Source organism: Kineococcus anabasis (genome assembly GCF_054590795.1).
Genome location: NZ_BAAIHU010000001.1, coordinates 214,258 through 240,815, shown reverse-complemented (window position 1 = coordinate 240,815; position 26,558 = coordinate 214,258). Strand labels below are relative to the sequence as shown.

Here is a 26,558-nt window from a genome sequence, read left to right as displayed (position 1 = left end):
CCGCGCCGGCGAGCCCGGCACGGTCCCCTCGCCACCCCGGGGAAACCGGGTGACGAAACCCTCACCCGGTGCGACCGGCACGAACCGCCGCACACTCTGCGCGACCGAGCAGCCACCCGAAGTCCGCTCCGCGCAACGCATCCGGGCTCCGGAGGCCGTGGCGCGCGGCTTCCGGATTGCACGACACGCGGAGGCGTGCTGACCGCCGGAACCGGCTGCTAGTGTCCGCCCGGCCCCGGGAAACCGATCACGGGGGCGCTCGCCGGAGAGGGACCGATGACGACCAGCAGCAGGCCCCAGCAGGCCGGCGCCGTGCCGTCGTCCCTCGCGTCGCCGCGCCACCGCGCCGGCCGCCCGGGCCGGGCCGCGCCCCGGGGGCGTGCCCCGGCCCGCTGACCGATCGCACACCCCGGCTCCCCACGACCACGAGGCCCGCGGGGGGAGAAACCCGCCGCTCGCGGCGCCAGCGCCTCGTGCCCTCCCGCGCCCGCGGCACCGCCGCCGTGCCCACCCCTGCGAGGTTCTCAGCTCATGGCAAGGCTCTCCCACATCCTCATCGGCGCCACCGGTGCAGCCGTTACCGCCGGGTGCCTCACCGCCCCCAGCGCGTTCGCCGCCGACCCCGCCACCGTCCGGGTGAGCACCGACCGGGTCGCGCTCACCGACTCCACCGGGGGGACCTGGGAGGCGGCCCGCGGTTTCACCGGGGGCGTGCACAAGCCCCGGAGTTCCACCGCACCCGTCGCCGGGACGAGCGACGACCTGCTCTACCAGTCCGAGCACTACGGGATGAGCGCCTGGCGCACGGCGCTGCCGGCGGGAACCTACGAGGTGACCCTCAAACTCGCCGAGACGTACTTCGGCGCCGCCCGCCAGCGGGTGTTCTCCGTCAGCGCCGAGGGCTCGCCGAAGCTCACGGGCCTCGACATCTACGCCGCGGTCGGGAAGAACACCGCCTACGACCGCTCCTTCCAGGTCAGCGTGAGCGACGGGACCCTCGACCTGGGTTTCACCGCGACCGCCAACCACGCCAAGGTCGCCGGCATCCAGGTGCGACCCGTCGGCGGCACGGCAGCACCGGCACCGGCACCCGCGCCCTCCCCGGCGCCTACCGCCTCTCCCGCGCCCACCGCCTCCCCCGCGCCCACCGCCTCCCCCGCGCCCACCGCCTCCCCCGCGCCCACCGCCTCCCCCGCGCCGTCGCAGGCCCCCCCGGCGCGGGCCGGGTCCTGGCTCTCGGGCGCCTCGGGCGTCGGTGCGGCGGACGGGTCCCTGGCGGCCTGGCGCGGCCAGGGCGTCGGCATCGCCGCCACCTGGGCCGACAGCCAGACCGGCGCCGCGAACGTGTGGCAGCTGGACGCGGGCCGGGAGTACGGCTCCTGGCGCGGCTCCCTCGACGTCGCCGTCGGCGCCTTCGACCGGGGCGGGTCCTGGGCGGCCGCGGCACGCGGTGAGTACGACGCCCGCTGGCGCGCCTCGCTGGCCACCCTGCGGCGCAAGTGGGACGACCAGGCGCACGAGCCCGGCGCCCGGCTCTACATCCGCTTCGCGCACGAGATGAACGGCAACTGGTACCCCTGGACCGTCAAGGCCGCCGACGCGGAGAACTTCAGGACGGCGTGGCGGCGCTACCGGGCGCTGCAGCGCGAGGTCTTCCCCGAGTCGCGCCTGGTCATGAACCTCAACCGGGAGAGCGTGCAGACCGGCATCGACTGGCGCAGGACGTTCCCCGGCGCCGAGCACGTCGACGTCATGGGCGTCGACTACTACAACCAGTTCCCCTACGCGGGCACGGTCGAGGCGTTCCGCTCCCACCTCGGCCAGACCGACGGGTACGGCGCCCCCAAGGGTCTCGCGGCGCACCTGGCGTTCGCGGCCGGTGTCGGCCTGCCCCTCAGCATCTCGGAGTGGTCCGGCAACGCCGACCTCGGCGACTCCCCCGGTTTCGTGCAGGGCATGCAGGAGTTCTTCGCCGCCCACGGCGGCACGGGCGCGGGCCGGCTGCTCTACGAGATCCAGTTCAACGTGCAGCGCGACAACAACCGGTTCATGTTCTACGCCGGCAACCGGATGCCGCAGTCGGCGGCGCGCTACCGCGACCTGTTCTGAGCCCGGCGCCGGGGCGGGCGGTCCGAGCCCGCCCCGGCGTCAGCAGGTGGCGAGGAGACGCTGCAGGACCCGCACCCCGAAACGCAGGGCGTCGGTGGGGACCCGCTCGTCCACGCCGTGGAACATGCCCGCGAAGTCCAGCCCGGCAGGCAGCCGCAGCGGCGCGAACCCGTAGCCGCGGATGCCCAGGCGGGCGAAGGACTTGTTGTCGGTGCCGCCCGAGAGGCAGTACGGCAGCACCGCGGCCCCGGGGTCCTCGGCGTGCAGGGCGGCGACCATCCGGTCGACCAGCGCCCCGGCGAACGGGGTCTCCACCGCGTCGTCGACGTGGACACCCTCGACGTCGACGCGCTCGCCGGCCAGCTCCCGGATCGTCTGCACCAGTTCCTCCTGCCGGCCGGGCAGGAACCGGCAGTCCACCAGCGCGGTGGCGGTGCCGGGGATGACGTTGTGCTTGTAGCCGGCCTCCAGCACCGTGGGGTTGGAGGTGTTCTGCAGGGTGGCCCCCACCCAGCGGGCGGTGGTCCCCAGGTGCGACAGCAGGGCGCGCGGGTCGTCCTCGTCGAAGCGCTCACCGGTGATCTCCGCGACGCCGGTGAGGAACTGGCGCACCGTGGGGGTGATCTCCAGGGGCCAGTCGTGCTCCCCGATGCGGGTGACCGCCGCGCACAGCCGGGTCACCGCGTTGTCGGTGCCGACCTGCGAGCCGTGCCCGGCGCGGCCGTGGGCCACCAGGCGCAGCCACGCCAGGCCCTTCTCCGCGGTCTGCAGCAGGTAGGTGCGTCGACCGGCGATCTCGACGGAGAAACCCCCGACCTCGCTGATCGCCTCGGTGACGCCCTCGAACAGCTCCGGGCGGTTCTCCACCAGCCAGCGGGCGCCCTGCACGCCCCCGGCCTCCTCGTCGGCGAGGAACGCGAACACCAGGTCGCGCGGGGGCCGGGCGCCGGTGCGGGCCAGGTCGCGCGCCACCGCCAGCAGCATCGCGTCCATGTCCTTCATGTCCACCGCGCCGCGGCCCCACAGGCAGCCGTCGCGCTCCTCGCCGGCGAAGGGGTCCACGCTCCAGTCCGCGGCCCGCGCGGGCACGACGTCGAGGTGGCCGTGCAGCAGCAGCGCGCCGCGGACAGCCGTCCCCGCCGGGTCACCGGGGATGCGCACGACGACGTTGCCGCGGCCGGGGAAACCCTCGACGTACTGCGCGCCGAGCCCCACCTCGCCCAGCAGCGCGGCGACGTGCTCGGCGGCGGCGCGCTCGCCGGGTCCGCTGCCGTCGCCGTAGTTGGAGGTGTCGATGCGCAGCAGGTCCCGGCAGAGGCCGACGACCTCGTCCTCCGCCGCCCGTCCGCCGCCCTGGACCCCGCTGCCCGCCGCCTGCGCCACGGTCGCCACCGTAGCGGCGCGGCGGGTGCCGGTGCGGGGTGGGCGTGTGCGGGCCCCCTCGGGCGGCACCGGGGCGGGCGCGCGGCGCGGCGTGGTGGCGCCCGGTGCTGCCTGTAGCGTGCCGGGACCATGAGCGCGACCGCCGGGCCCGCCTCCGGCCCGACACCCCCTCCCACCGCCCCGCCGGCGCAGGCCGGCGCCTCGTCGGGACCTCCCGCCACGCCCGCGGCGCAGCCGCTGCTGGCCGAGCACCGCGGCCTGACGGACGGGGTGCAGGAGGCGCTGCTGGGTCTGCTAATGGACCGCGAGGTCGCGCCGGGCGCGCCGCTGCGCACGGAGGCGCTGGCGGCGCGCCTGGGGGTCTCGGCGACCCCGGTGCGCGAGGCGCTGGCACGGCTGGAGTCCACCGGCCTGGTGGAGCGCACGGTGCGCCGGGGGTACCGGGCCGCGCCGCTGCTGGGGGCGCAGGAGCTGGAGCAGCTCCTGGACGTGCGCCTGGTGGTGGAGCCGGGGATCGCCGCGCGGGCGTGCCGGCGGGCCGGTCCCGAGCAGGTGGCGGCGCTGCGGGCGTCGGTGGCGGCGCAGCGCAGCTCCCCCACCGGCCCGGGCTACCGGCACTTCAAGGCGTACCTGGCGGCGGACTGGGCCTTCCACCAGCTGCTGGCCGAGGCCACGGGCAACCCGTTCCTGGTGCGGACGCTGGACTCCTTCCGCGGCTTCGTGCACCGCCTGCACCAGGACGAGGAGCGGATCGAGGACTCCGCGGAGAGCGTCGCCGAGCACGAGTCGGTGATCGCGGCGCTCGTCGCCGGGGACGAGCGGGCGGCCTCGGAGGCCATGCGGGAGCACCTGGAGGGGGTCCGCGAGCGCGCCTCCGGCTGAGGCCGGTGGCCTGGGCGGGTGAGCGATCCGCGCCGGGGCGTTGACAGGCGGGGCACAGGGGCTACAGTCGTGAGCGCGACGACGCGATTTTCTATAGAATCGTGTCCCGCCCTTCCACCCCCGGACGCGATGGAGCCCCTCCGTGAGCACCCCCGACTCCCCGGCCGCCGACCCCGGCGCCGCTCCCACCACCAAGGTCTGGACCGGCTACCCCGAGACCCTCACCCGGGAGAACTGGCCGATCACCGTGCCGATGATGGTCCACGGCAACACCGTGGCCGACGGCACGCCCGTGCAGGAGGCCTCCGCGGAGCAGTGGGCGGAGGTGCTCGACGTCATGGTCGACGCCGGGTACGAGAACATCGACCCCACCGACACCTGGATCCAGATCGCGGACCTGTCCCCCGCCCGGCTGGAGGAGTTCGCCCGCACCGTCACCGCGGCCGGCCTGGGCATCCCCGCCTTCTCCACCTCCCGCCGCAGCGTCCTGGACCCGGTGCACGCCGCGGAGAACCTCGCGTACTCCCACCGCGCCATCGACGCCTGCGCCGCCCTCGGCATCCCGCTGATCTCCTTCGGCTTCTTCGAGTCCCTCACCGAGGAGCAGAAGAAGGCGCTGTGGTTCTGGCACGAGCCGAACGCGCCCCTGGACCTGGGCCGGGAGAACCGCGCCCGCGCGGTGTCGCTCATCCAGGAGCTCGCCCGCCACGCCGCCGAGGTGGGCGTGCAGGTGTCGCTGGAGATGTACGAGGACACCTTCCTGTACGAGGCCGACTCCACGGTGCGCTTCGTGGAGGAGGTCGGCCTGGACAACGTCGGCCTCAACCCCGACTTCGGCAACTTCGTGCGCCTGCACCGTCCCATCGAGGACTGGAACGTCGTCGCGGAGAAGACCCTGCCGCTGGCCAACTACTGGCACATCAAGAACTACGTGCGCGACTTCGACCCGGCCACGGGGGCGTACTTCACCCACCCCGCCCCGCTGGAGAGCGGCACGGTCAACTACCGCAGGATCATCAGGTACGCGGTGGACCACGGCTTCCGTGGCGCCTTCTGCGTCGAGCACTACGGCGGTGACAGCATCAGCGTCGGCGCCACGAACCGCGAGTACATCCGGCGCGTCCTGCCGCGCACCATCCCCGCCCTCTGAGCGCCGCGAAGCCCACGGATCGAAGGAGACCGCCCCGATGACCCGAATCTTCGGTGACCCGTCCTCGTTCGTCGAGGAGGCCCTCACCGGCTTCACCGACCTGTACGCCCACCACGTCCAGCGCGTCCCCGGCGGCGTGCTGCGCTCCACCGCCACCCCCGAGGGCAAGGTCGCCGTCGTCATCGGCGGCGGCTCCGGGCACTACCCCGCCTTCGCCGGCTACGTCGGCCCCGGCGGCGCCGACGCCGCCGTGTGCGGCGACGTGTTCGCCTCCCCCTCCACCCGGCTCGTGTACGACGTCGCCAAGGCCGCCAACCGCGGCGGCGGCGTCCTCCTCGGCTTCGGCAACTACGCCGGCGACATCCTCAACTTCGGCCTGGCCGCCGAGCGCCTGCGCGCCGAGGGGATCCGCGCCGAGCTGCTCGTCGTCACCGACGACGTCGCCAGCGAGGGCAAGGGCGCCAACAGCCAGCGCCGCGGCATCGCCGGTGACGTGGTGGCCTTCAAGATCGCCGGCGCCGCCGCCGAGGCCGGCTACGACTTCGACGGCGTCGTGCGCGTCTCGAACCACGCCAACGACGTCACGCGCTCCATGGGCATCGCCTTCGCGGGCTGCACCCTGCCCGGCGAGAGCGAGCCGCTGTTCACCGTGACCAAGGGCCACATGGGCATCGGCCTCGGCATCCACGGCGAGCCCGGCATCTCCGAGGAGCCCATCGGCACCCCCGAGGAGATCGCCGACCTGCTCGTCGAACCGGTGCTGAAGGCCCGCCCCGAGGGCACCGGCCAGCGCGTCGCCGTGCTCGTCAACGGCCTCGGCGGCACCAAGTACGAGGAGCTGTTCCTCCTCTACGGCCACATCGCCGCCAAGCTGCGCGCCCAGGGCTACGAGATCGTCGCCCCCGAGGTCGGCGAGCTCGTCACCAGCCTCGACATGGCCGGTGCGTCCCTGACGGTCACGTGGCTGGACGAGGAGCTGGAGACCCTCTGGACCGCCCCCATCCAGTGCCCGGCCCTCTCGCGCGGCACCGTCATCGAGACCACCCCCGCGCCGGCGTTCGTGCCCCCGGCGGAGGAGGTCCTCGACTACTCCGGCACCCCCGCCGAGGCCCAGGAGGCCGGTAAGCGGGTCGCGCAGGTCGTGCGGTCCGTCGCCGAGGCGCTGGCCGGCGCGGAGGAGGAGCTCGGGCGCATCGACGCCGTCGCCGGGGACGGCGACCACGGTGTCGGGATGACCCGCGGCTCCCGCGCCGCCGCCGAGGCCGCCGCGAAGGCCGCCGCCGCCGGCGCCGGCGCCGCGGGTGTCCTCGCCGCGGCCGGCGGGGGCTGGGCCGACCGCGCCGGTGGCACCTCCGGCGTCATCTGGGGCGTGCTGCTGCACTCCTTCGCCGAGCAGCTCGGCGACACCGGCCGCCCCGACGCCGCCGCGGTCGCCGCCGGCGCCACCGCCGCCCTGGAGGGCGTCACGCGCCTCGGCGGCGCCAAGCCCGGCGACAAGACCCTCGTCGACGCCCTCGCGCCGTTCGCCACGACCCTCGCCGAGCGGGTCGGGGCCGGCGACGACCTGCGCACCGCGTGGGACGCCGCCGCGCAGGCCGCCACCGCCGCCGCCGAGGCGACGAGGGAGCTGCGCCCGCAGCTCGGCCGCGCCCGCCCGCTCGCCGAGCGCAGCCTCGGCCACCCGGACGCCGGCGCGGTGTCCCTCGCGCTCGTGGCCCGCACCGCCGGTGCGGTCCTGGCCTCCTGAGCGCACCGTAGGAACCGGGCCGCCGGGCGCGAGCACCGCGCCCGGCGGCCCGGAGCAGGCGAGATCCGCACCACCGACCCGAAGGCGGAGAGCATGAGCGAGAACACCCAGCCGAAGTGGCGCATCGTCGTCGGCGCCGACGACGCAGGCGTGCAGTACAAGGACCGCATCAAGGCCGACCTGCTGGCCGACCCGCGCGTGGAGTCGGTCGTCGACGTCGGCGTCAACGCCGACGAGGACACCCACTACCCGCACGTCGCCGTCGCCGCCGCCCGCAAGGTCGCCGCCGGCGAGGCCGACCGCGCGCTGCTGATCTGCGGCACCGGGCTCGGCGTGGCCATCGCCGCGAACAAGGTCCCCGGCATCCGCGCCGTCACCGCCCACGACGGCTTCTCCGTGGAGCGCTCGGTGCTCTCCAACGACGCGCAGGTGCTGTGCATGGGCCAGCGGGTCGTCGGCATCGAGCTCGCGCGCCGCCTGGCCAAGGAGTGGCTCGGCTACGTCTTCGACACCACCTCCGCCTCCGCCGCCAAGGTCGAGGCCATCAAGACCTACGAGCAGACCGGCTCCGACGCCGCGGCGCAGTCCGAGGCCGAGTCCGTCGCCGCCTGCTGACGGTGGCCACCCCGGTGACCCCGGCACGCCCCCGGCGCCTGGTGGGGGTCAGCCTGAAGATGTACTTCACGCTGGCCCGCACCCGGGAGTACCTCGAGGGCGTCGCGCAGCTCGGGGCGCACGCCGCCGCGTGCGACGTGGACGCGTTCGTCATCCCCGACTTCGTCTCCCTCGCCGCGGGCGCGGAGCTGCTGCGCGGCAGCGGCATCGCCCTGGGCGCGCAGGACGCGTCCTGGGAGGACGCCGGCGCCTACACCGGTGAGGTCTCCCCCGCGGTGCTCGCCGAGGTGGGCTGCCGCTACGTCGAGCTCGGCCACGCCGAGCGCCGCCGCCTCTTCGGGGAGGACGACGAGGTGACGGCCCGCAAGGCCACCGCCGCCGCCCGCAACGGTCTCGTGCCGCTGGTGTGCATCGGCGAGACCACCCGCTCCGGTGAGGGCGCCGAGGCCGTCGAGGCCGCCGTCGCCGAGTGCCGCCCGCAGGTCGAGTCGGTCCTGGCCGCCGTCCCCGACGGCTCCGAGGTCGTCCTGGCCTACGAGCCGGTGTGGGCGATCGGGCAGCCGCGGCCCGCCTCGGCCGACCACGTCGTCGCCGTGACCCGGCGGCTGCGCGAGCTGGCCGCCGGCCGCGCCGGCACCACCCGCGTCCTCTACGGCGGCAGCGCCGGGCCGGGCCTGTTCGCCTCCCTCGCCGAGGGCGTCGACGGGCTCTTCCTCGGCCGCTTCGCGCACGACGTCGCGGCGTTCCGCGCCGTCATCTCCGAGCTGGCGGCCTGAGCCCTCCCGGCCCCGGGCCCCACCGGCCCGATCAGTCCGTCCGTCCCACCACTCCCGATCCACCACTCCCGAAGGGCAGGACCCGCGTGTCCACCGCACCCCGCACCGACAAGATCACCCGCGTCGCGCAGATCGGCACCGGCTACATGGGCGGCGGCATCGCCCAGTCCCTCGCCCTGGCCGGCGCCGACGTGTGGCTCGCCGACGCCGACAAGGAGTCCACCCAGCGCAACTACGAGCGCCTCCTGAAGGAGTCCGAGCTCTTCGAGGCGCAGGGCCTCTTCGACGCCGGCAGCACCGAGATCCTCAGGAAGCGCCTGCACCCCGCGGACTCCATCGAGGAGGCCGTGGCCGACGTCGACTTCGTCGAGGAGGCCGTCTTCGAGGACCCGCAGGTCAAGAAGGACGTGCTGTCCCGGGTGGAGAAGGCCGCCGCCCCCGGCACCATCATCGGCACCAACACCTCCACCATCCCGGTGAAGGTGCTCGCCGAGGCCTTCGAGGACGCGTCGCTGTTCCTGACGGTCCACTTCTCCAACCCCGCGCCGTTCATCCCCGGCGTCGAGCTCGTCACCGGCGAGGCCACCAACCCCGCCGTGCTGCCCATCATCGACGACCTGCTCACCCGCGCCGGGCGCAAGGGCGCCCAGGTGGCCGACGTGCCGGGCTTCGTGCTCAACCGCCTGCAGTACGTGCTGCTCAAGGAGGCCATGACGATCGTGGAGGAGGGCGTGGCGACCCCCAAGGACGTCGACACCATCGTCTCCACCACCTTCGGCTTCCGCCTGCCCTTCTTCGGGCCGTTCGCGATCGCCGACATGGCCGGTCTCGACGTCTACGCCAAGGGCTTCGCGGTCCTGGAGGGCCACTTCGGCGAGCGCCTCTCGGCCCCGGCGAACCTCACCGAGCTCGTGGCGCAGGGCAAGTACGGCACCAAGACCGGTGAGGGTTTCCTGAAGCTGGACCCGGAGAAGCTCGCCGCGCTCATCGACTACCGCAACAAGGCCTACCGGAAGATGGCGCAGCTCCTGGAGGAGCTCGGGCCCTCCCCCATCGCCGACTGACCCCCTCGGCCCGGATCACCACCCCTGCACCCACTCAGCGCACCCACCCGGCGACGGTGCGCTGATCGATCGGGTGACCACCGCCGCGGTGGTCACCCGATCGGGCGGGAGGGGCACCGGGCGCCGCGCACCGGGCACCATCATGGTCCCGTGCCAACCCCCCGGCGTGCCTTCGCCGTCCTCACCGTGGGGGTCCTCCTCTACGGCGCCGCCCTGCTCGGCCTGCACGACGGCGCGGTGCGCCAGCTGCTCGACGCCACCCTGGGCAACGCCCTCACCGCCGGGATCGTCGCTCTCATGTGGTGGCGGGTCCACCGCAGCGACGTCGACCGCGCCGTGATCGTGCCCATCGCCCTGGGGATCACCCTCGGGGTGCTCAACGAGGTCGCGCTGGACGTCGCCGCCCTCGTCGCGGACCTGCCGGTGCAGGGGCCGCACGTGGTGGTCGGCGCGGCCCTGTCCATCCCGTGCTTCCTCCTCGCGGCGCGGCAGTACGCCCGCGCCCGCCTCGCCGACCGGCACCGCGCCATCTGGCTGGACGCCGTCGCGGGGCTGCTCGCCCTCACCGCCGCCTGGCAGCTCCTCGTGGCCGGGCGACTGCAGCAGGCGGTGGGCCCCGTCCTGCCGGGCCCGCAGGCCCTCTCCCTCGTCGTGCCCGCCGTGGACGTCATCGTCCTGCTCGCCCTGATGGCGATCATCATCTGGTGCGGGGTGCGCAGCGACGTGCGGCTGTGGGCGCTCACCGCCGCCCTGGCGCTGTCCGCGGCCGGCGACCTCGGCTGGGTGGTGGCGCTGCACACCGGCGAGCACGCCCCGGGCAACCCCGTCGACGCCCTCTGGACGGCCTCGGCGCTCGTGACGGCGGCCGCGGTGTGGGGACCGGCGCCCCGCGCCGGCCGGCTCACCGTGGGCGTCACCCGCCTCCTCGTGCCGCCCACCGCCGTGGTGCTGCTGTGCGGTCTCCTGCTGGTCGTGGCCTCCGTGGTGCCGGCCCCCCGCACGAGCCTGCTGCTGACGGGGGTGGCGCTGCTGCTCGTCGTGACCCGCCTGGCGCTGGCGTACTCGGAGCTGGTGCCGCTGGCCTCCGCGCGCCGGCTGTCCCTGACCGACGAGCTGACCGGCCTGGGCAACCGCCGCGCCCTGCTCGCCGCGCTCGCCGAGGTGGTGCAGCGCGAGGAGCCGGCCTGCCTGCTGCTGCTGGACCTGCAGCGCTTCAAGGAGGTCAACGACGCCCTCGGGCACAGCGCCGGCGACGAGCTGCTGCGCTCGGTGGCCGCCCGCATCCGCGCCTCCGCCCGCCCCGGGGACGTCCTGGCCCGCCTGGGCGGCGACGAGTTCGCGGTGCTGCTGCCGCGCACCGGGCTGGAGCAGGCCGTGCTGCTGGCGCACACCCTGGCCGCGGAGCTCGCCGCCCAGCACGTCCTGGCGGGCGCCGCCGTGCACGTGCCCGCGGACGTCGGCGTGGCGGCGCGCCCGGTGCACGCGGCGAGCTCGGACGGGCTGCTGCGCTGCGCGGACGTGGCGATGTACACCGCCAAGCGGGAGCGCTCGGCGGTGGCGCTGTTCGACGAGTCCATGGACCGCCGCTCCGGTGACCGGCTGCGGCTCGTGGAGGAGCTGCGCCAGGCCCTGAGCCCCGGCGGCGACGGCGGCAGCCTCGTGCTGCACTTCCAGCCCAAGATCGACCTGGCCACCGGCGCGGTGGCCGGGGCCGAGGCCCTGGTGCGCTGGCAGCACCCCCGCCTGGGGCTGCTGGACCCCACCTCGTTCCTGGGCACCGCCGAGCAGCGCGGCCTCATGCAGACCCTGACCCGGCAGGTGCTGGACGAGGCGCTGCGGGAGGCGGCGCTGTGGGAGGCGGCCGGGCACGGGGTGCCGGTGGCGGTGAACCTGTCGGTCTCCGACGTGCTGGACGGTGCGCTGCCCGGGCGGGTGCGCCGGGCGCTGGAGCGGCACGGGGTGGACGCCTCGGCGCTGCACCTGGAGATCACCGAGTCGGTCGTCATGGGCGACTCCGGCCGGGCCCGCACGGTCGTCGCGGCGCTGGCCTCGCTGGGGGTGCGCCTGAGCGTGGACGACTACGGCACGGGCTACTCCTCGCTCGCGTACCTGCGGGACCTGGCGGTGCACGACCTGAAGCTGGACCGCTCCTTCGTGCGGGAGGTCTCCACCGACGCGCGGGCCGCGGCGATCGTGCGCAGCACGGTGGACCTGGCCCACAGCATCGGCCTGGGTCTGGTGGCCGAGGGGGTCGCGGACGAGGCGGGCCTGGAGCTGCTGGTGGAGATGGGCTGCGACCAGAGCCAGAGCCACCTGCACTCCCCGCCGCTGCCGGCCGGGGAGTTCCGCCGGTGGCTGGCCGCCCAGCGCGGCCTCAGCGCGGGCCGGCCTGCCGCACGGACCCCTCCCGCGGGGCGCCCGGTGCTGCCGACGGCGCGGGGAGGGCACCGCTCGGAGCACGGCCTCCCCGAGGGTCCCGCCCGCCCGGCGCCCGGCGCAGGGCCGCGTGCGTGAGGGCCTCCAGCGGGCCGCTGCCGGTCCTGCTCGTCCACCACCACGCCGCGGCGCCCACCGCGGCCGACACCAGCACGAAGAGGGCCACGGTGCCGGGGGTGCGGGTGCCGCCGTCGAGCCGGCCGCCGAGGTCCAGGCCCCACCCGTAGCACAGCGCCGAGGCCAGCACGTTCTGCAGGACGTAGCAGGACAGCGCGGTGCGCCCGACCTGGGCGAGGCGGCGCCGGGCCCAGCCCGCGGCGGGGGCGGGCCGTCGCGCGCACAGGCCGAGGACGGCGGCGAGCAGCCCGAGGCCCACCAGCGGCGCGGTGAGGTAGCGGGCCAGCAGCAGCCCGGCGTCGCCGCCGGCGAGGCCGAGGGCGAGGTCCACGGGCAGCGCCACGGCCCCCAGCACCAGCAGCCGGCGGCGCAGCCGGGCCCCGCCGGGTGCGGCGAGTCCGGCCCGCAGCAGGCGCGCACCGAGCAGGAACAGCGCGACGGACAGGGCGCCGATGAGGACCGGCTCGGCGCGGAAGAGCAGCAGGTTGTCCCAGCGCAGCACCACGAGGTCCCACCAGCTGCCCGTGCGGTACACCCCGGCGCCCGGCGGGGGTTGCGCCGGGTCCTCCTCCCCGGCGGGCGCGAGGGTGATCAGCAGCGCGAGCAGGCCCAGGACGAGCACGTGCCAGGTCGCGGCGGCCACCAGCCAGGTGCGCTGGGCGCGTTCGCCGCGCGCCAGCAGCCAGGCCACGACGAGCCCGGTGAGGGCGTAGCCCATGAGGACGTCGAACTCGGCGACGAGGAAGTAGTGCAGCGTGCCGTCGAGGAGGAGCAGCAGGGCCCGCCAGGGGTAGCGGCCGGGCCAGCGCTGCCCGCGGCGGAGAGCGGCGTCGCGCTGCAGCTGCAGGCCCATGCCGAACAGCAGGGTGAGCAGGGCCAGGGACTTGCCGTTGGGCAGCTGCTGCAGCACGGCGGCGACGGTGCCGGTGGCGCCCATCGCCGCGTCCGGGGCGGTGAGGAACCCCAGGGCGCCGCCGGGTGCGGTGAAGAGCCAGATGTTGGTGGCGAGCGTGCCGAGGATGGCGACGCCGCGGGCGACGTCGAGCCCGTCGAGCCGGGCGGGCGGGGCGGAGGCCATGCACCGAGCGTAACCATACGATCGTATTGGCGGCAAGGACCGGTCGTTTGCGACGATGCTCCCGTGCCCGGAGCCTCCGAGAACCTGCTGCGCGCCGTCGCCGGCATCGTCGCCGAGCGCGGCCTCGACGCCGTCAGCGTCCGGCAGGTCGCCGAGCGCGCCGGGGTCTCGGTCGGCGCCGTCCAGCACCACTTCCCCACCAAGGACGCCCTGCTGCTCGCCGCGGTGGAGCACGTCTCCACCGCCTTCCGCGCCGACGTCGAACGCCGCCTCGACGGCTGCCCCTCCCACGCCGAGGCGCTGCGCATCCTGCTGACGCGGCTGGTGGGCACCGAGCCCGGGGACCGCACCGCCACCGCCGTCTGGCTCGCCTTCACGGCCCGCGCCGCCGTCGACCCCGGGATCGCCGCCGTGCACCGGCGCGAGTGGGCGGACCTGGAGGAGACCCTCGCCGCCCTCGTGCGCGCCGCCGCCCCGCAGCGCCCCTCCCCCGCCGACGACGCCGCCGCGCTGCTCGCCCTGGCCGACGGCCTCGCCATCGCCGTCGCCCTGGAGCCCGGCCGGATGCCCCCCGAGCGCGCCGAGCGGCTCCTCGCCGAGCGGCTCGCGCTCGTCCTGCCCGGCTGAGCCGCACCGCCCGGCGCACCGCGAGGACGTCCGGCGCGGGCCCGGGCAGCGACGAGGCGGCGCGGCAGGCGGCCCCCGGCCACCGGCCCGGCGCCACCGCGGGGAACCCCTGGGACGCCCCGCACGTGGTTCCGGACGTGCCACCATGGGGAGCGCGCAGGACGTGACCCTGCGCACACCACGCAGATCGTCCGCCCCTGCGTAACCCGGTGGACACGTGGACACCGCATCCTCGGACCTGCGGTGCCGTCCCGACGGGGTGACGGTGAGGAAGTCAGGAGTACCCATGTCCGGCAGCAACGAGGGACCCGGCGCACACGCGCCCGGCGACCACCTCCCCGGTGCCCACGTCCTCGTCGGCGTCGACCTCGCCGTCGACTGCACCGCCGCCCTGCGCTGGGCCTGGCAGCAGGCGCGCGAGGAGGGCCGGGAGCTGCTCGTGGTCACGGTGTGGGAGTACCCGCGCGTGCCGCCCGCCGTCGGTGGCGTGACCCTCGACGGCTTCCCCAGCCCCGGTGAGCGCCTGGTCCAGGTGGAGAGCGCCCTCGCCGCCGCCGTCGTCGCCGCGGGCCTGCCCCCGGAGGCGCCGAGCACCAGCTGGACCCCGCCCGTGCACCTGCACGCCGTGCGGCCGCACGGCATCGCCGCGCTCACCGCGGGCGCGGGCCTGCTCGTGCTGCCCGGGGAGACGCACGACGGGGACACCGACTACCTGACCGGCAGCCTGCGCCGCCGCCTCGCCGCGGCCTGCACCTGCCCCGTGGCGCTGGTCACCGGCACCGGCACCGGGGAGCCCGCGGTGCTGGGCCTGCGCGCCGAGCACCGCGCCGAGCTCACCGGCGGCTAGGCCCCGCCCAGCCGCACCGCCAGCAACGTGGCGTCGTCGTCCGCGGCGCCCGGCACCGCCCCCAGCAGCCCGTCCGCCCAGCCCGCCAGGTCCCCGGCCGGGCCCGCCGACGCCGCGCGCACCAGCACCTGCAGCGTCTCCTCCAGCGAGTCCCCGCGGCGCTCGACGAGGCCGTCGGTGAACAGCAGCAGCACGTCCCCCGGCGCCATCCGCACCGCCACCGACGTCGCCGTGCCCATCCCCACGCCCAGCAGGGGCCGCGGCGGAGCGGGCAGCAGCTCGGCCCCCGCCGCGCCCACCCGCACCGGCGGGGTGTGCCCGGCGTTCGTCAGCTCCACCGCGCCGGTGGCGGGGTCGAAGACGGCGATGACGGCGGTCGCCATGTGCTCGCCGAAGACGGCCGCCACGAGCCGGTCCAGGCGGTCCAGCGACGCGGCGGGCGGGTGGCCCTCCAGGAGGTACACGCGCAGCGCGGTGCGCAGCTGCGCCATGGTCGTGGCGGCGTGCACCCCGTGCCCGGCGACGTCGCCCACGACGAAGGCCACCCGCCCGTCCGGCAGGTACAGCGCGTCCCACCAGTCCCCGCCGAGCTGGCTGCCCTGGGCGGGCCGGTAGCGGGCCACGACCTCCACCCCCGGCACATGGGGCGCCGCCTCCGGGATCACGGCGCGCTGCAGCGACTCCGCGAGCGCAACGTGCTCGCGGACGCGGCCCAGCACGAGGGCGTTGAGCTGGTTGCCGAGGCGCTCGGCGGTCTCGGCGTGCCAGCGGGACCACGGCAGGCTGCGGCCGCGGACCACCTCGCGCCACTTCTCGAACGACCTGCGGGGGCTGAGCCGCACCTGCGGGCCCTCGGCGGCGGCCAGGCGCTTGTTGTGCGGGTCCCCGCCCCAGTCGACGACCTCCACCTGCTCCGGGCGCAGCCACAGCAGCCACCGGTCGTGACCGGTGCCCGTGCCCAGCCCGGTGCGCAGGGCCCCGGCAGCGGTACCCGCGTGCGCGGCGGCCCCCGGCAGCAGCGAGGCGGTCGAGTCGGTGGACGCGGGGGCGCCGTCCGCGCGGGCCAGGGCCGCGGCGATGCCGTGCAGGACGTCGCGGTCGGGCACGGACCCGGCGGTCAGCAGCTCCTCGCCGTCCCACAGCGCGGCGCCCGAGGCACCGACGAGGCGCAGCAGCCGGGGGTCGGCGAGCAGTGCGGGCGCGGGTGCGCGCAGCCCCGCGGCGAGGTCGGCGACGATGCCGGCCAGCAGGTCCTGGGCGGCGAGGGTGGCCTCCCGCTCCTCGGCGCGCTCGCGGTCGGCGATGAGCTGGGAGGCGACCTGCCCGAGCAGCTCCGCGGCGGAGCGGGCGTCGGGCGCGGGCCGGTGCGGGCCCGCGTAGTGGTGGCAGGCCACCAGCCCCCACAGCTCCCCCTCGCGCAGCAGCGAGATCGACATGGACGCGGTGACGCCCATGTTGTGCAGGTACTCCACGTGGATGGGCGAGACGCTGCGCAGCACCGAGTGCGACAGGTCCAGCGGTGCGCCCGTCCCCGGGTCGAGGACGGGCACCAGCGGCGAGGGCCGGTAGGAGACGTCCGCGATGAGCCGCGTCCAGTTCAGGGTGTAGAGGCGGCGGGCCTGCGCGGGGATGTCGGTGGCCGGGTAGTGCAGGCCGAGGAAGGAGTTGAGGTCCTCGCGGCGCTCCTCGGCGACGACCTCGCCGTTCCACTGCGCGTCGAAGCGGTAGACCATGACGCGGTCGAAACCGGTCAGGTCACGCACCTCCGCGGCGAGCCGGCGGCACAGCCCGTCCACGCCGGAGGTGGCGGTGAGGCGGGCGATGGCCGCGCGCGCGGAGCGGTAGGACACGCCCTCCCCGCCCGTGGACCCGGCGACGGGCTCGACCTCCACGACCAGGCGGGTGCCGGAGCGGTGGGCCAGCACGTCCGCCTCCTGCCCGGCGAGCCGCCCGGCGGCACCGTCCAGGCGCACGCGCACGGGCTCGGCGCCGTCGGGGCGCGCCAGGACCGCTCCCGCGGCGGGGCCGAGGGCTCGCCGCAGGTGCTGCCCGGAGAGGGCGGCGGCGTCCACCCCGAGCAGCGGCGCGCAGCTCTGCGAGGCGGTGACGACGAGGCCGGTGGCGGGGTCGACGGCGAGGAGGACGCCGTGCGGCTGGACGGCGCCGGGGACGTGGATGGGCTCGCGGTCGCACGTCGTGAGGTCCACGGGTCCGTAGGCGGGTGCGTACGCCGCGGGTTCCCGGCCTGCGGGCAGCTCCGGCTCCGCACCGGCGGGGGCGTGGACGACCTGCGGGGCGGGGGCGTGGACGACCTGCGGATCGGGGCCGGGCCGGGTGCCGCCCGCGGCGGGGCGGCGGCCGCCGTCGGCGTTCACCTGGCGGCCTCGACCGCGGGGGCGAGCCAGTCCTCGTGCAGGCGGAACGCCCGCAGCGCCGCACCGGCCGCGACCTGCGCGTCCGCCGGGTCGAGCCGCTGCAGGGCGGTGACGGTCTGCCGCCAGCGCCCGCCCGCGCCGGGCGCGCCGGTGAAGGAGGTGCAGGCCTGCTCCGCAACGCCGCCGGCGAGGGCGGCGCGGCGCACGAGCGCCCCGCCGAGGGTGGAGCCGTCCAGGACGTAGCAGGTCCCGAGCGCCTCGGCGCGCGAGCGCGGCACCGCCACGGCCGGGCAGCGGGGCACCGCCGCGACCTCCTCCGCGCTCACCCCGAGCGCGCGCAGGTCCGCCGCGACCATCGCCGCGCGCCTGCGCGGCGGCCACGACGGGAAGCCGTCGTCGGCCGCGGCCCACGCCCCCACCGCGTCCTCCACGGGCTCCAGCAGCCCCAGGGTGCGGGTCAGCCAGACCCGGTGCACGTGCGGGTGCCAGGGGGAGCCGAGGACGTCCACCCGGGCCTCCAGGCGCCGGTGGGCCTCCCGCGTGGTCTCCCGCACCAGCTCCAGCGCCGGGCCCGGCGGCTGCCTGCGGGAGGGGAGGGCACGCGTCCCCGCGTCGGCCTGCATCGCACCACTGTCCCCCACGCACCCCTCCGGTGCCCGGTCGGCGGGGTGCGTGGGGCGAGCGGATCCGACCGGAACCCCTCCGGAGGGGGGCGGGCGAGGCCATGCTGGGCGGCGCGACGGCGCGGAGGAGGCGGCATGGGTGGCACTGCGGGGCCCGGCGGGACGGCGGGGGCCGCGGGGGCGCGGGCACGCCGGGGCAGGGCGGTGGGCGCGGCAGCGGTCGCCGGGGTCCTGGCCGCCGCGGTCCTGGCCGCGGTGCCGGCGGCCCCGCCCGCCGCGGCCGCGGCCGCCCCGCCGCAGGTCGCCTTCGCGGGCAGCGGCCCCGGAGGGGTGGACGCCCTCGTCGTCCTCGACGTGGCGGCGGGCACGACCCGCACGCTGCCCGGCCCGGGTGCGGCCTCCTCCCCGAGCTGGTCACCGGCCGGGACGGAGCTGGCGTACGTGGTGCACCCCCGGGACGGCTCCGGCGGGCGGCTCCTCGTGGCCGCCGCCGACGGCTCGGGCGCCCCGCTCGTCACGGGCGGGGACGTGCGCTGGGTGTCGTGGTCCCCGCGCGGGCGGCTGCTGGCGTGGCTGGGCCGCGAGGGCGTCGAGCCCGGGGAGTGCTCCGGCGGGGCGCTGCCGGGGCTGGGGCTGTACCTGGGGGCGCCGGGCACGGGCGGCAGGCGGGTGCTGGAGGTGCCGGGCACGGCGCGGCACCTGTCCTGGTCGCCGGACGGGATGCGCGTGGCGTGGCTGGAGGCCGGTGTGGGCACCGACGCGTGCGGCGGCTCGGCCGGCTCACGGCTGGTGCTCGCGGATCCGGTGACCGGCCGCACGGACGTCGTGACGGGGGTGCCGCAGCGCACGAGCCGGCCGCGCTGGTCGCCGGACTCCCGGCACCTCGTGCTCGACGCGGACGACTTCGACAGCCGGGACGTCGTGCTCGTCGACGCGGTCGCCGCCACCGCGCGGCGCCTGCCCGCCCCGGGCACGGAGGAGCTGGCCCCGGCGTTCTCCCCCGACGGCACCCGCCTGGCGTGGCTGCGCCGGGTGCCGCGGCCCGGTGGCGGCGGGGAGGTCGTGGTGGCGCGGGCCGACGGCTCGCGGGCGCAGGTGGTGGCGTCCACCTCCACCGAGGACGAGGACCTGGTGTGGGCGCCGGACGGGCGCACGCTCGTGTTCGCGGGGATGGTGGCCACGCCGGTGTGCGGGGACGGACCGGGGTGTGACTTCTTCACGGTCGACCCCGGCGTGTACGCGGTGCCCGCGGGGGGCGGGGCACCGCGGCTGCTCAGCAGGAGCGGGACGCTGCGGGAGACGTACCTGACCGCCCCGGCCTCGCAGGGCGCGGGCACGGTGCCGAGGGCCCGCCGCGACCTCCGCCCGGCGGGCGCTGAACGGCCGGCTCCGCCCGGCGGGCGCTGAACGGCCGGCTCCGCCCGGCGGGCGCTGAACGGCCGGCTCCGCCCGGCGGGGCGCGGCGGGCTGCGGCACAGTGGCCGCGTGGCTCCGCTGCTCTACGCCGACGCCCCCGCCGTGCGCGCCCGTCAGGTCCTGGGCGACGCCTGCTGCGCGCTGTGGATCGCGGCCTGGTGCTGGGCGGCGGTGGCGGCGCACCGGTTCCTGGGGTCCCTGCTCGCTCCCGTGCGCGGCGCGGGCGACGGCGCGGCGGACCTCGCGCGGCAGCTGCGCGGGGCGGGCGGGGAGGCCGCGCGCATCCCGGTCGTCGGGGAGGACCTCGCGGGGCGGCTGGAGCGGGCCGCGGGCGCCGCCGACGCCCTGGCCGCCGCGGGCCTGGGTCAGGCCGAGCGCGGGGCGCAGGCGGTGCTGGTCGTGGCGGTGGCGCTGGCCGTGCTGCCCACGCTGTGCGCGCTGGCGGTGCGGGTCCCGGCGCGGGTGCGCTGGGCACGGCGGGCGGGCGGGGCGCGGTACCTGGCGGCGGGAGGCGCGGCGTCGCTGCTGGCGCTGCGGGCGCTGGCCGGCGCCCCGCCGCGGGAGCTGGCGCGCCTGGCGCCGGACCCGGCCGGGGCGTGGCGCCGGGGCGAGGAGGCGGCGGTGCGGGAGCTGGCCGCCCTGGAGCTGCGGCGCCTGGGCCTGGACCCCGCGCGGCTCGCGCCCGGGCACCCGGACGTCGAGCACCCGGACGTCGAGCACCCGGGCGCAGCGCTCAGCGCACCACGTCGAGGGCGCGGCGGGCGCAGCGCACCGTGACCTGCGCGCCCGCCTCGATCTCGTGGACCTCCCCGTCCATCTGCAGCGGCATGGGCGTCTTCGTGGTGAACGCGTACGGCTCGGTCCGGGAGACGAACTCGTGCTTGCCGGAGAGGACCCGCAGGAAGCTGGCGAGCAGCTTGAGCTTGTTGCGGTGCCGGATGAGGAGCGTCTCGTACGTGCCGTCCGTCGGGGAGCCCTCGTCGGAGAGGGTCGCGTACTTGCCCATCCGGTCGATGTTGGCGAACACGAGGCTGTCCAGCTTGATGCGATCGCCGTCGTGGATGATCGACAGCGGCCGGTACTGCCAGAAGCTGCGCACCACCAGCAGGGTCTCCTTCACCGCGTCCAGGTCGTGCTGGTTGAGCTCGGCGGCGGCGACGGGGGTGATGCCCAGGCCCATGTAGGAGTGCGCCCAACGGGTCTCGGCGCCGGCGACGCGCACCTCCAGCAGGTCCATCGGGGAGACGGCCCGCTCGGCGATGGCGTCGACGAGCGGACGGTCCTGCACGGCGTTGGCGTGGTCGTTGGCGTTGCCGGAGGCCAGCACCGCCGTCACCCCGGCGCCGGGCGCGGCGCGGCGGGCGCGCATCACCCCGTTGACGACCTCGTGGTACCCGCCGTCGCCGCTGGCGGAGACGACGAGGGTCTGCGGGTGCGCGGCCACCGCCTGCTCGGCGAGCTCCAGGGCGTGCCCGGCGTGCTGGGTCTCGGCGAGCTCCACGGGCACGCCCGGCAACCGCGCGGGGATCTGCTCGGCGAGCTCGCGCGCGTTACCGGGTCCGTCCCCCGTCGAGTTCGGGTTGAAGACGATGACGACCCGGTCGAACTGCTCGCTCACGTTCCTCCTCCTCACCCGCCGCTGCGGCGGGGCTGCGGACGCCGGCTCCTGGTCCCGCCGGCACGCCCGCAGACTTCCACGACGGGCGCCCCGCGGCGATCGGGCGCCCGCACCGACGCCCGCGCGCGGGTGACGGCGCGCACGCGCGGACCGCGGCCGGGGGTCTCAGCCGCGCCGCCGCAGCCGCGCCTGCTGGCGCAGGAGCAGCGGGCGCACGTGGGCGCCGGTGGTGGTGTCGGCGACGACGAGCGCGGCGAGGTCGCGCAGCTTGACGTTGCGGTCCTGGCTGAGGGTGCTGAGCACCTCGAACGCCTCCTCGACGGTGCAGCCGAGCCACCCGGCGGCCACACCCTTGGCCTGCTCGATGCCGGCGCGCGAGCGCATCGCGTCCTGCAGGTGGCCGGCGGTGCCGCGCAGCTGCTCCAGGCGGCGGGCGTCGCGCAGCACGGCGGCGGTGGCCTCGGCGAAGACGAGGGCGTGCTCGACGTCCTGCTCCTCGCCCAGGGCGCCGGGGTGGGCGGAGTAGAGGTTCACCACGCCGAGCACGTCGCCGGCCAGGGTGACGGGCACGGCGACGGCGGCGCCGGCCGGCACGTCCCCCAGGGCCGCGGCGAAGGCGGGCCAGCGCGGGTCGCGGCGCAGGTCGGCGACCGTGACGGGAACGCCCTCGTGGTAGGCGGTCAGGCACGGCCCCTCGCCGGCGCGCCACTGGGCGCCGTCGAGCTGCTGGGCCTCGGCGGACTCCGTGGCGATGGCCTCCGGGGCGGCGGGGTCGCCCAGCGTGATGCTGCACCAGTCCGCGCCGGGCACCGCCTGGCGCACGAGGACGGAGACGCGGGTCAGGAGCTCGGTGGTGGGCACCTCCCCCACGGGCAGGTGCCGCAGACCGGCCATGGCCCGCAGCGCGTCGTGCAGCCGGTGGGTGCCCGCGCGGGGCACGAGCGCCCACTGCACCTGCCGGGTGCCCCCGGGGTGGCGGGTGTCGGTCCAGGGGCCGGCGGGCACGGTGAGCTGCGCGTCGACCGGGACGGGGGGCCCGTGGCGCGGCACGAGGGTGAGGACGGCCCCGGCGGAGCCGTCCCGCACGGCCCGCGCGAGCAGGTCGCAGGCACCGGGGCGGTCCTGCTGGGCGACGCACGCCTGCACGGGGGTGCGCAGCAGCCGGCCCACGCCGATCCCGAGCAGGATGCCGGCGGCGAGGTTGGCCTCCAGCACGGCGCCGTCGGTGTCGGTGGTGAGCAGCGCCACGGGCACGGCCCCGGTGATCGCGCGCAGGGTGGCGCGGGCGTCCTGCTCGCGGGCGAGCAGCTCGTCGATCTCCCGCTGCTGCGCCGCCAGCTCGTCGGAGACGGCGGCGAGCTCCTCCATCACGTGCCGGAGGCGCTCGCCCACCTCGAGGGAGTCCTCGCCCGCGGGCGCCTCCTGCCCGGCGCCCCGCTGGACGTCCTGCCGCACGTCTCGCTGCACGTCGTTCCCCTCCGCACGGGCCCGCACTGCCGGAGCCGACGATCACTCTCCCACCGCAACCCCGGGACGGCAGGTCGGGGACGGCGCGACGGCGCCACGAGGGGTCGCACGGGTGCGGGGGTGCCGGGAGCGCGGGGCCTGCCCGGACGGGTGAAAACCCGAGGCGCCCGGTCGGTGCCGCTGGCTAGCGTGGCGAGGGAGGCGAGCGGGACGGGCCTGCTGCGGCACTCCGCTGGAGGAGCACGTGCGCGCTCGCGCAGGCACGCTGGGCCGGCACCGGCTGCGGGACCGCTGGTTCGCGGTGGCCGTGGTCCTGGCGGTGGGGGCGGCGCTCGGGGAGACGCTGGGGGCGGTCGTCGCGGGCGGGCTGGCCTCGCGGCCGGACTGGGAGCGGGTGGGCCTGCTGGCCGCGCTGCTGCTCGGCGCGGCGGTGGCGGACGCGGTGGGCCGCGCGGTGCTGGCCGGGGTGGTGGGGCGCGCGGAGCGCGGGCTGCGGGCGGACCTGCTCGACGCGGCGCTGCACCAGCCGCTGCCGGTGCTCGACGAGCAGGCCGTCGGCGAGGTGCTGGACCGCGTCGACGACGACCCCGCGCAGCTGGCGCACCTGGCGCGCGGGGCGGGCTGGGAGCTGTCCCGGGCGGTGCTGCGGGCGGTGCTGGCGTGGGTGGTGGCGGGCCTGACGTGGTGGCCGGCGTGGATCGCCTTCCCCGTGGCCGCGGCGCTGGCGCTGCTGGTGGCGCGGCCGCTGACGCGGCTGGTGGCCGCGCGCAAGGAGGCCGAGGAGGTCGCCTGGTCCGACCACGCGGCGCAGCTGGAGGAGGCGGTCGCGGGCCGCGACGACGTGCGCTCCTCCCTGGGGCAGCCGCTGGTGGTGCGCCAGTACGCCGAGCGCGCCCGGGAGGTGCTGCGCCGGGTGTCGGCGACGTGCGCGGCGTCCACGGCGGTGGCGGTGCGCACGGGCGTGGTGCTGCACGCGCTGCTGGCGGCCCTGGTGCTCGGCGGGGTGGTGCTGGTGGGCGCGGGGCGGATGTCGGCGGCGGAGCTGCTGGTGCTGTGGCTGCTGACGAGCTCGTTCATCGGCCAGCTCGCGGGTGTGGCGCACCGCCTGCCGGAGCTGCAGTCCGGGCTGGGTGCGCTGGCGCGCATCCGCTCCCTCCTGGGTGCGCAGCGCGAGGACGACGCCGGGCAGGAGCTGGCGCCGGGGCCGGCGGAGGTGGAGTTCCGCAACCTCTCCTTCGGCTACGGCGGCACCTTCGCGCTGCGCGACGTGGACCTGCTGGTCCCGGCGGGCACGACGTGCGCGCTGGTGGGGCGCTCGGGCGCGGGCAAGTCGACGCTGGTGAAGCTCCTCTCGCGGGCGGTGGAGCCGCCGCGGGGCACGGTCCTCGTGGCGGGCCGCGACGTGCGCTCGACGGCGCTGCCGTCGCTGCGGCGGGGCGTCGGGGTCGTCACCCAGCGCACGGAACTGCTGGCGGCGACGCTGGCGGAGAACATCACGCTGTTCGCGGACGTCCCCCGCGCGCAGGTGGAGCACGCGGTGGAGGTCCTCGGCCTGACGTCGTGGGTGGCGTCCCTCCCGGAGGGGCTGGACACGCGCCTGGGGGTGGGCGGCACGACCTTGTCGGCGGGTGAGGAGCAGCTGGTGGCGTTCGCGCGGCTGCTGGTGCGGGACGTCTCGGTGGTGGTGCTGGACGAGGCCACCGCCCGGATGGACCCGCAGACGGAGCAGCGGGTGACGGTGGCGGCGCAGCGGCTGCTGGCGGGCCGCACGGGCCTGGTGGTGGCGCACCGCCTCTCCACGACCCGCCGCTGCGACGCGGTCGCGGTGATGGAGGCCGGGCGCGTGGTGCAGCACGGGCCGCGGGCACGGCTGGCTGCGCAGGAGGGGCCGTTCCGGGAGCTGCTGCTGGCGGCGGGCACGGAACAGCCGGCGGGCACGGGACAGCCGGCGGGCACGGCCGGGCACGCTCCCGCCCAGGCCCCCGTCCGCGGCGCGCAACCCGCTGCCGCGCAGGGGGTCCCGCCCCTCGCCGAACACGGGGCCGAGCACGGCGCGGAGCACGGCGGGCCGCTGGTGCGCACGGCGCGCCGGCGCGAGCGCGCGCCCCGCCCGGTGCAGCGCCCGGGTCTCGCGCGGGCGGTGCTGCGGTTGCTGGGGTCCTATCCTGCGTGGGGGCTGCTCGGCGGCTTCGGGTTCCTGCTGTCCTCCCTGCTGGGCGCCTACGGCGCGGTGGCGGCGTACCTGTGGGCGCAGCTGTACGAGGGCGTGCAGGCGGGCCGGCCCTCCTGGCCGCTGGCGGTGGCGCTGGTCGTCTCGCTGCTGGCGGTCTCGGGGGCGACGGCGTTCGCGTTCCGCGTCTACCCGCGCTGGTGGGTGGCGTGCGTGCTGCGGATGCGGCTGAACGTGCTGCTGGGGCAGACCTCGCAGCGGCGGCTGCACCGCACCCCGCCGGGCGAGGTGGTCGCGCGGGCCCTCGATACGGACCGGCTCATGTGGTACGTGGACCGGTGGGTGGACGTGGTCAACGGTGTCGTCGTCGTGGTGGTGGCCGCGGCCCTGGCGCGCTCGGTGACGGCGGGTGCGGCCGTCGCGGTGGTGCTCGTCGTCTCGGCCCTCGTCTCGCTGGCGGGGGCGCCGGCGGCGGGTGCGGCGGCGCGGGTGGCCGGTGACGAGCGGACGGTGCTGGGCCGCTCGCTGGCCTCCGCGGTGGAGGCGGCCCGCACGGTGAAGCTGGCCGCGGCGACGGGGACGGTGCAGCGGCACCTGGAGGCGGTCGACGCCCGGCGGGTGGCGGCCTCGATCCGGGAGCACCGGGTGCGGGCGCTGCTGGAGGGCGTGCCGGGGGTGCTGTGCCAGGCCGGGATCGTGGCGGCCTGGGCGGCGCTGGCCGCGGGGGCGTGGTCCCTGCCCACGACGCTGCTGGTGGCCACGACGATGGCCGGTTTCGGCTGGTTCGGCACGGTGGCCGGTGCGGCGGTGACGGAGTTCCCGGTGGCGCGGCGCTGGTTGCGGGCGGCCACGGAGCTCTCCGGCGGGCGGGACCTGACGGTGGTCCCGGAGGGGGTGGACCTGGTGCGCGGCACCGCTCCCCGGCCGCTGCCGTCGGGCAGGGTGCCGCTGCTGCGGTTGTCCCTGGAGGGGCTGACCGCGGTCCACGACGACGGCACGGTGGGCGTGGAGGACGTGGACCTGACGGTGGAGCGCGGTGCGCTGGTGCTGCTGGCCGGCCGGGTGGGCTCGGGCAAGTCGAGCCTGCTGTCGAGCCTGGTGGGGCTGGTGGACCACGAGGGCACGCTGCGCTGGAACGGGCGGGAGGTGCGCGACCCGCAGGCGTTCCTGCGCCCGGGGCAGGTGGCGTACGTGGGGCAGGTCCCGCGGGTGCTCTCGGGCTCGTTCTCCGACAACGTGACCCTGGACCACGACCGGCAGGCGGCCCCGGCGCTGGCGACGGCGCAGATGGGGCAGGACGTGGCGGGGGCGGGCGGTCCGCTGGCCGCGGTGGGGCACCGCGGGGTGCGGCTGTCCGGCGGTCAGGTGCAGCGTCTGGCGCTGGCCCGGGCGCTGGCGACGGAGGCGGAGCTGATCGTGGCCGACGACGTCTCCTCCGCGCTGGACGCCCGCACGGAACTGGCGCTGTGGGAGGCGCTGCGGGAGCGGGGCAGCACGGTGGTGGGTTCCAGCTCCAAGCGCTCGGCGCTGGAGCGGGCCGACCTGGTGGTGGTGCTGGAGGACGGCCGCGTGGCGGCGACGGGCCCCTGGTCGGAGCTGGCCGGGCGGTGGGGTCACCTCGCGGGGTGAGCCACCGCCCGGCCGGGTTCAGCGGGCGGGCACCCAGCGGCGCGCGCGCCCGTCCCACCGCATCGGCGGGTGCGACTGCTCCTTCGCGGTGGGGTCCCCGGCGCCCTGCCGGGCCACGGGGACCTTCCCGCCGCGCTCGTCGCGGTGGCGGGTGACGGAGGTCCGGGTCAGGCGCAGGGGCCGCTCGAGGGCGACCTCCAGCCTGCCGTCGCGGGCGAGACGGCGGACGGTGGCGGCGGAGACACCGAGCACGTCGGCCGCCTCGGTGGCGGTCACCGTGGCGACGGCGGTGTCGGCCCCCGTCGGGGACGGGTCGGTGGTGGTCGGGGCTGAGCTGGTGTCGGGCGTCACAGGGGCATCGTGCCGCTGTCCGGGCCGCAGCGATACGGGGTGCGGTGAGTTTTCTCGCGGTCGCAGCGGGTGGTCACG

19 protein-coding genes and 1 pseudogene are annotated in these 26,558 nt (G+C 77.0%); 13 read left to right on the top strand and 7 right to left on the bottom strand.

Features of this window, described 5'->3' with window-relative positions; genetic code table 11:
* Window positions 1–531 precede the first annotated feature (531 nt).
* Entirely contained in the window at window positions 532–2,109 is a 1,578-nt protein-coding gene (locus ACYQBY_RS01030; protein WP_459641949.1) for a malectin domain-containing carbohydrate-binding protein, read from the top strand.
* Between the two features lie 39 nt (window positions 2,110–2,148).
* On the opposite strand, the gene ACYQBY_RS01025 is transcribed toward ACYQBY_RS01030, so the two are convergent.
* Window positions 2,149–3,492 (bottom strand): M20/M25/M40 family metallo-hydrolase, encoded by a 1,344-nt coding sequence (locus ACYQBY_RS01025; protein ID WP_459641948.1) that lies wholly within the window; start codon window positions 3,490–3,492, stop codon window positions 2,149–2,151.
* Between the two features lie 129 nt (window positions 3,493–3,621).
* Here ACYQBY_RS01025 and ACYQBY_RS01020 point away from each other — a divergent pair, with 129 nt between their 5' ends.
* From ACYQBY_RS01020 to ACYQBY_RS00990, 7 genes and pseudogenes are all read left to right on the top strand, one after another.
* Window positions 3,622–4,374: a GntR family transcriptional regulator gene (locus tag ACYQBY_RS01020; RefSeq protein ID WP_459641947.1), complete on the top strand. Its 753-nt coding sequence runs from the start codon at window positions 3,622–3,624 to the stop codon at window positions 4,372–4,374.
* Between the two features lie 253 nt (window positions 4,375–4,627).
* Window positions 4,628–5,524, top strand: coding sequence for a sugar phosphate isomerase/epimerase family protein (locus ACYQBY_RS01015; RefSeq protein WP_459642431.1), 897 nt, complete (start codon window positions 4,628–4,630; stop codon window positions 5,522–5,524).
* A 37-nt stretch (window positions 5,525–5,561) separates the two neighbouring features.
* Window positions 5,562–7,271: a dihydroxyacetone kinase family protein gene (locus tag ACYQBY_RS01010; protein ID WP_459641946.1), complete on the top strand. Its 1,710-nt coding sequence runs from the start codon at window positions 5,562–5,564 to the stop codon at window positions 7,269–7,271.
* A gap of 93 nt (window positions 7,272–7,364) precedes the next feature.
* A complete protein-coding gene (locus ACYQBY_RS01005; RefSeq protein WP_459641945.1) occupies window positions 7,365–7,886 on the top strand; it encodes a ribose-5-phosphate isomerase in 522 nt (173 codons plus the stop codon).
* A gap of 14 nt (window positions 7,887–7,900) precedes the next feature.
* Window positions 7,901–8,662: a triose-phosphate isomerase gene (locus ACYQBY_RS01000; RefSeq protein WP_459641944.1), complete on the top strand. Its 762-nt coding sequence runs from the start codon at window positions 7,901–7,903 to the stop codon at window positions 8,660–8,662.
* Between the two features lie 86 nt (window positions 8,663–8,748).
* Window positions 8,749–9,726 carry a 3-hydroxyacyl-CoA dehydrogenase family protein gene (locus ACYQBY_RS00995; RefSeq protein WP_459641943.1) on the top strand — a complete coding sequence of 326 codons (978 nt, stop codon included), beginning with the start codon at window positions 8,749–8,751 and terminating at the stop codon, window positions 9,724–9,726.
* A 297-nt stretch (window positions 9,727–10,023) separates the two neighbouring features.
* Window positions 10,024–12,033: pseudogene (locus ACYQBY_RS00990) on the top strand (putative bifunctional diguanylate cyclase/phosphodiesterase); the annotation flags it as partial.
* 67 nt (window positions 12,034–12,100) lie between these two features.
* Here the strand turns inward: ACYQBY_RS00990 and ACYQBY_RS00985 are convergent.
* On the bottom strand, window positions 12,101–13,357 hold the full coding sequence (locus tag ACYQBY_RS00985; protein WP_459641942.1) for a DUF418 domain-containing protein: 1,257 nt from the start codon (window positions 13,355–13,357) through the stop codon (window positions 12,101–12,103).
* 63 nt (window positions 13,358–13,420) lie between these two features.
* On the opposite strand from ACYQBY_RS00985, the gene ACYQBY_RS00980 reads away from it, so the two are divergent.
* Complete coding sequence (locus ACYQBY_RS00980; protein ID WP_459641941.1) at window positions 13,421–13,984, top strand: TetR/AcrR family transcriptional regulator; 564 nt, start codon at window positions 13,421–13,423, stop codon at window positions 13,982–13,984.
* A gap of 286 nt (window positions 13,985–14,270) precedes the next feature.
* Window positions 14,271–14,831, top strand: coding sequence for a universal stress protein (locus ACYQBY_RS00975; protein ID WP_459641940.1), 561 nt, complete (start codon window positions 14,271–14,273; stop codon window positions 14,829–14,831).
* Here the strand turns inward: ACYQBY_RS00975 and ACYQBY_RS00970 are convergent.
* Window positions 14,828–17,206 carry a SpoIIE family protein phosphatase gene (locus ACYQBY_RS00970; RefSeq protein WP_459641939.1) on the bottom strand — a complete coding sequence of 793 codons (2,379 nt, stop codon included), beginning with the start codon at window positions 17,204–17,206 and terminating at the stop codon, window positions 14,828–14,830. The genes ACYQBY_RS00975 and ACYQBY_RS00970 overlap by 4 nt on opposite strands.
* Complete coding sequence (locus ACYQBY_RS00965; protein ID WP_459641938.1) at window positions 17,203–17,829, bottom strand: biliverdin-producing heme oxygenase; 627 nt, start codon at window positions 17,827–17,829, stop codon at window positions 17,203–17,205. Before ACYQBY_RS00965 ends, ACYQBY_RS00970 begins: the two co-directional genes overlap by 4 nt.
* Before the next feature lie 135 nt (window positions 17,830–17,964).
* Between ACYQBY_RS00965 and ACYQBY_RS00960 the strand changes: the two genes are divergently transcribed.
* Together ACYQBY_RS00960 and ACYQBY_RS00955 are read left to right on the top strand one after the other, a co-directional pair.
* Window positions 17,965–19,236, top strand: coding sequence for a TolB family protein (locus ACYQBY_RS00960; protein WP_459641937.1), 1,272 nt, complete (start codon window positions 17,965–17,967; stop codon window positions 19,234–19,236).
* Between the two features lie 78 nt (window positions 19,237–19,314).
* A complete protein-coding gene (locus ACYQBY_RS00955) occupies window positions 19,315–20,022 on the top strand; it encodes a hypothetical protein (protein ID WP_459641936.1) in 708 nt (235 codons plus the stop codon).
* On the opposite strand, the gene ACYQBY_RS00950 is transcribed toward ACYQBY_RS00955, so the two are convergent.
* Window positions 19,979–20,863, bottom strand: coding sequence for a diacylglycerol/lipid kinase family protein (locus tag ACYQBY_RS00950; protein WP_459641935.1), 885 nt, complete (start codon window positions 20,861–20,863; stop codon window positions 19,979–19,981). The genes ACYQBY_RS00955 and ACYQBY_RS00950 overlap by 44 nt on opposite strands.
* Window positions 20,864–21,028: 165 nt before the next feature.
* Window positions 21,029–22,330: a GAF and ANTAR domain-containing protein gene (locus ACYQBY_RS00945; protein ID WP_459641934.1), complete on the bottom strand. Its 1,302-nt coding sequence runs from the start codon at window positions 22,328–22,330 to the stop codon at window positions 21,029–21,031.
* Between the two features lie 244 nt (window positions 22,331–22,574).
* Between ACYQBY_RS00945 and ACYQBY_RS00940 the strand changes: the two genes are divergently transcribed.
* Window positions 22,575–26,129: an ATP-binding cassette domain-containing protein gene (locus ACYQBY_RS00940; RefSeq protein WP_459641933.1), complete on the top strand. Its 3,555-nt coding sequence runs from the start codon at window positions 22,575–22,577 to the stop codon at window positions 26,127–26,129.
* Between the two features lie 18 nt (window positions 26,130–26,147).
* On the opposite strand, the gene ACYQBY_RS00935 is transcribed toward ACYQBY_RS00940, so the two are convergent.
* Window positions 26,148–26,480, bottom strand: coding sequence for a helix-turn-helix domain-containing protein (locus ACYQBY_RS00935; RefSeq protein ID WP_459641932.1), 333 nt, complete (start codon window positions 26,478–26,480; stop codon window positions 26,148–26,150).
* Window positions 26,481–26,558 lie beyond the last annotated feature (78 nt).